At 50.9% G+C, this 5,440-nt stretch carries 5 protein-coding genes; all 5 read left to right on the top strand.

Features of this window, described 5'->3' with window-relative positions; genetic code table 11:
- Positions 1–971 (top strand): aminotransferase class I/II-fold pyridoxal phosphate-dependent enzyme (locus HOK28_11865; GenBank protein ID MBT6433784.1); only part of this gene is annotated, 971 nt, incomplete at its 5' end.
- Between the two features lie 2 nt (positions 972–973).
- Complete coding sequence (gene bioD / locus HOK28_11860) at positions 974–1,630, top strand: dethiobiotin synthase (protein ID MBT6433783.1); 657 nt, start codon at positions 974–976, stop codon at positions 1,628–1,630.
- Complete coding sequence (gene bioA / locus HOK28_11855) at positions 1,627–2,925, top strand: adenosylmethionine--8-amino-7-oxononanoate transaminase (protein MBT6433782.1); 1,299 nt, start codon at positions 1,627–1,629, stop codon at positions 2,923–2,925. The genes bioD and bioA overlap by 4 nt, the downstream gene beginning before the upstream one ends.
- A 177-nt stretch (positions 2,926–3,102) precedes the next feature.
- Positions 3,103–3,957 (top strand): FadR family transcriptional regulator, encoded by an 855-nt coding sequence (locus HOK28_11850; protein MBT6433781.1) that lies wholly within the window; start codon positions 3,103–3,105, stop codon positions 3,955–3,957.
- A 381-nt stretch (positions 3,958–4,338) separates the two neighbouring features.
- A partial coding sequence (locus HOK28_11845; GenBank protein MBT6433780.1) for a hypothetical protein occupies positions 4,339–5,440 on the top strand: 1,102 nt, incomplete at its 3' end.

The raw sequence follows: 5,440 nt of genomic DNA, 5'->3' as shown, positions 1-5,440 counted from the left end.
TAGGTGTCAAAAATCACGGAACAGGATCCGGCGCATCAAGGCTCTTGCGCGGCAATCATGCGGTGCATGTAGAGGCCGAACAAAAGCTAGCCGAGTTTTCAGGCCGCGAAGGAGCGCTACTTTTTTCATCTGGTTTCGCAACCAATGTTGGACTCTTTGCTGCACTCACCGAAACCGGTGATGTTATTTTTTCAGATGCATTAAACCACGCCAGCATCATCGACGGCATGCGGCTTTCCAAAGCAAAGCGCGTGATTTTCGAGCATCAAGATTTAAAAGACTTAGAGGCCAAGCTTTCTTCTTCAGAGTGCAGCGGACAACGTTTCATTGTGACGGAAAGCGTGTTCTCAATGGACGGCGATGTATCCAACCTTACCGCGCTGGTTGATTTGGCGGACCGTTATAATGCACTCGTCATGGTCGACGAAGCACATTCCACCGGGCTCTATGGCACCCGCGGCTCAGGGATTGTTGAACGAGATGGACTTGAAAACAGGGTCCTATGTACCATGCATACCGGAGGTAAGGCGCTTGGCGTCGGGGGAGCATGGATTGCCGCCGACAGCGTTTTGATATCTCATCTCATCAATCATTCTCGAAGCTTTATTTACTCAACTGCGCCTGTTCCCGCACTTGCTCAGGGCTTAACTGCAGCGCTGGAGCATCTGGCCAGTCATCACGACCGGATCAAAGCGCTCCACGAAAGAGCTTCCTTTCTTCGCGCGCAGCTTCAAGAATTGGGCATCGATACACTTCAGAGTAACTCCCATATCATTCCTGTATTTATCGGTAGCAACGAACGCTCTCTACAAGTTGCCGCCGCCATGCGCGAAGCCGGATACGACGTCAGGGCCGTGCGTCCTCCTACGGTTCCGACTGGGACCGCAAGACTTCGGCTCACTGTTCGAGCAACTATGGCAGAGAGTATGCTGGTAGAATTCGCAAACACTTTAAAAACAGAAATGACATAACGATGCAGGGTTTGTTTATTACTGGTACCGACACCGACGTGGGTAAGACTTTTGTGAGCGCAGCCCTCATGGCTGCAGCCCCTCACAATGTTCGCTATTGGAAACCCATTCAGACCGGCGCCCCCGAACATTGTGATACCGAAACTGTGTTACGACTCACTGCGCGCTCCGCAGAATCCGCTTTACACGAAGGTTTGCGCTTTAAAGAGCCTGCCTCACCGCATCACGCGGCCAACCTTGAAAATGACAACATCACCTTGGACAGTCTACAAGAGATAGCCGCCAATCATCGTGGTGACGGCTCTCGCTGGGTCGTAGAAGGTGCTGGAGGCTTATTGGTGCCTTTAAGCTCTACACTCCTGATGACAGATTTGATTCGAGTCCTTGGACTGAGTGTGATTCTAGTCTCCTCAACGCGTCTTGGAACCATTAATCATACCCTGCTCAGCGCTTATCACCTCAGCGCAATGGGCGTGGACACCGCCGGCATCATTCTCAGCGGTGAACCGGACCCATCTGCCCTCTCGGGTATTCAAGACCACAGCCCATTTCCAATCATTGCTCAAATCCCATTTATGGAAGACGCAACACCGGACAAACTGAAATCATTAAGTATCTCACTATGGGAACATCCAGCACTCAAGGAGCGCATCCAATGAGCGACCTCGGCCTTGTTGAAAAAGATAAGCGATACACTTGGCACCCTTTTACCCAAGAGAAGACTGCTGATGCTCCTCTACCGGTCATTAGCGCAAAGGGTGCATACCTAGAGCTTTTAGGCGGGCATAAAGTGTTGGATGCCATCTCAAGCTGGTGGACCAATATTCACGGGCACGGACATCCCAAGCTGGCCGAGGGAATTGGAGCTCAAGTATCTAAACTTGATCACGTCTTGTTTGCTGGCTGTACGCACGAAGGTGCTGCTGAGGTTTCCAAACGCTTGGTAGAAATCAGCCCAGAGGGTTTGAACCGTGTCTTCTTTTCGGACAATGGTTCGACCGCGGTAGAAGTCGCGCTCAAGATGGCGTTTCAATACTGGCAAAACCGGGGGAACAAAAAGAGGAATCGCTTTCTCGCCTTCGAAGGTGCCTACCACGGAGACACTGTTGGGGCCATGTCTGCTGGAGATCCTGGAGAATTTGGTGAACCCTTCAAGCCACTTTTTTTCCCGGTTGAACGCCTAAGCGCGCCACGTATAGATGGCCCTGAGGAAGAATACGCAACCGCAATCAAAAACTTAGACGCTATTCTAGAAAAGCATGGAGATGAACTGGCAGCAGTCATCATTGAGCCGATGGTTCAAGGTGCCGGTGGAATGCGGATGCACAGTGCAGAGTTTCTGAAAACTCTCGCTACCAAGGTTCAAGAGCGTGGAATCCTCTTGATCACCGATGAAGTCATGACGGGTTTTGGGCGTACTGGAAAAATGTTTGCAGTGGAGCACGCTCAAGTCACTCCCGATATCATGTGTGTTGCCAAAGGGCTGACGGGAGGAATTCTTCCGCTCTCTGCAACTCTCGCAACCGACGCTATCTACGAAGCCTTCTTAGATCAGGATGTTCGCCGAGCCTTTTTGCATGGGCATAGTTTCACTGCCAATCCAATTGCTTGCGCCGCGGCTTTGGCCAGCCTGCAAATATTTGAAGACGAGCCTGTTTTTGAAAGAATTTCTCAAATCGAGAATGTGTACAGGGAGCGCTTCCCGGGACTTGAGAAATATTCACAGGTCCAGTCGACCCGAATCTTAGGCAGCATCGGGGTCGTGGAACTCTCCGGTGAAGGTGGATACTTCAACAACATTGGCCTAACATTGCGTCGGGCCTTTCACAAAGCAGGCTTTCTCGTGCGGCCACTGGGCACTGTCGTCTACACATTGCCGCCCTACATCACCGATCCCGCCGACCTTCACCGACTTTACGATCATTTTGAGGAACTTCTACAAAACGGGCTTTAAGGCCCTGCAACGCACAGGCGGACTAATCCGGACATACCAATGAGTTGATTAACCTGCATTTGAATCCAATTGGTATGAAATATTTACTAATTGGTATTGACAGAGCGCTCCATTGGTCCTACCACAAGAGTTACTGGATTTGCCAGGCAACCCTTATGCTTACGGAGCCGTCGAGCCATGATTGATCAAAACCCCAGCGAACTGATGTCCCATCCAGAGTTGCCAAGTATTCATCCCCAATCCAACCGTCCGATCCGCGCCTCTGACCGTGTGGCAAACCGCCTTCGCCGCGATATCTTAGGTGGCAGACTTCCAGTGGGCAGCCGACTCTTACCGGAACGTAAGCTTGCCGAAGTATTGAGCGTATCACGCGTTACCGTCCGGTCTGCGATTGCAACCCTTCAGTCTGAACAACTTCTCGATGTTCGACGTGGCTCCGGCATTACAGTCTTGGATTATCGGCGCAGTTCAAGCATCGACCTGTTCCAGTGGCTCATGGCCAGCGACACATTACCGGTGGAAGAACAGTTCCGAATCTTTTCTCAGGTCATCCATGTCCGCCAAGCCTTAGCTGTCCCAACCCTCTTTCAGGCGGTGGAACGCGCTACCCCTTCCGATAAGCTGATGATTAAGCAATTGGTTGAAGAGCAGAAAAAGCACTTGAGCGACCCAATGAAATATCTGCTGACCGACCTTGAGCTTAGCCAAGTGATAGCCAGAGTTGCCGACAATATTGTGGTTGAGCTGCTCCACAACAGCATGCGCCGCTGTATGTCGATGCGTTACGAACTGGTTCTCGCCTTTCTTGGACCTCTCGAAGAACACCAGCAACACTACATGTTTCTTCTCGGTGCCTTCGAGCAAGGTGCGGCTCTGATCAACAACCCCACGCTTCAGCAACAAACTGCAGAAATTATCCGGCACTTTGAAGCCAAAGGCTTGGCCCGGTCGGAGCAATGGCTCGCCGATAACATTTCAGAACCAGTTCCCGTTGCCGCAGAAGGCCCCGGACTTTCACAACCTGGACGTTAAGGTCTAAAATCATCTCGTGAGTCTATTTAACTATGACCCAAGAGAAAGATTACAATCTTACATGTAACGAAGTGTGAGCACTTGAAAGTTCGTTTCTGACCTCCCCTTACTTCTGCTCAGATCATCCCCTAATCCCCTGTGTAAATTAAGTATTTTCTCTTCGTGCGGTCTCTTTTGATGTGGCTATAATCAATAACTATGAGGTGGGTTTCCATCCGCAGATTTAGGGTTGCTGATCAGAGAGATGACTTGTATAGGCGCGACAAAACACTGGGAAGAGAGCATTGCAGACTGCCTTCTTCGCAGTATGGGAAACCAATTCAATATCGATACCGCCCAATCCGTTCAGCTACGCAAAGCAGGGGCACGAGGGGACTAATTATGTACCGCAAGAGTATATTCGCAATAAGCTTCATATTTTTGGTAACTGCCTGTGGAGGCCTTGATCGCTCGACAGTGATTCAAGATCCAGGAACCGGCGACGGTGGTGACTCAACAGAGACCGTATCCGACCAAGAGAGCGTTATCCCCACCACCGGTGGTGCAGCTCAAAGCCCCGACGGACTCTTCTCTATTGTCATGGGACCTTTTGTCTTCGACCAAACTGTGACGATGACAATCGAAAAACTTGAAGCACCTATTTCTGAAGCAGATGCTCACCTCATGGGTACCTACCGCGTAAGCTATCTACCCGAAGAAGCCGTTCTCTCAGCGAGCGCCAACTTTCGTGTTCAGTTCAAAGTTGATGAAACCACTTTAGAAGAAGTGGGTGTGGATAACATGCGCATTGCCGTGCGTGCATCAGACAGTGAAGCCGAGGAAGGCCTTTACGATTCAGAGAACAACGCTAACTTCGACGAGAACAAAGCAGTCGTGTGGAGTTCAAGTACACAGCTCGGAGACTTTGGTCTTCTCGACCGAAGCTCTGCCGACCCAGGTGCCTGCGAGTGCAACACCGACGAAACATGCGACGAAGCCTGCCTATGCGATCCGGATTGTATTCTTGATGACCCTGCCGATGCATCAGACCCAAGCGTAAGCAGCGATGACCCAAGCGACCCAAGTGCCAGCTCAGACCCAAGCGATGTGGGACCTATCGAATGTGATGAAACACAATGGGCATGTGCCGATGGCGAGCAATGCGTACCATTATCCGCTTACTGCAATGGTTTACCCCAGTGTAACGATGGCTCCGATGAAACAGATATCGGTTGCAGCGGCGGCGGTGGGACAACAGGACCGGCTGCTGATACCCTTGAGCCCGACAGTAGCTTTTCAGAAGCATCGACTTATGTTTTCGGAGAGCCTCAATCCCATACACTCCCTATCGGCGATGAAGATTATGTACTCTTCACACTCGAGACGCGCCAAGACGTGACGATTTCAACAGGTGGTGGCAGTGGCGATACGATTCTCTACCTCTATACAGAAAACTACAGCCTTATCACTGAAGATGATCAAGGCGGCATCAACAGCTTTTCTC

This window comes from Deltaproteobacteria bacterium, from assembly GCA_018668695.1.
Taxonomy (GTDB): domain Bacteria; phylum Myxococcota; class XYA12-FULL-58-9; order XYA12-FULL-58-9; family JABJBS01; genus JABJBS01.
The sequence above is the reverse complement of the archived record's forward strand: the minus strand, read 5'-3'. Positions and strand labels throughout refer to the sequence as shown.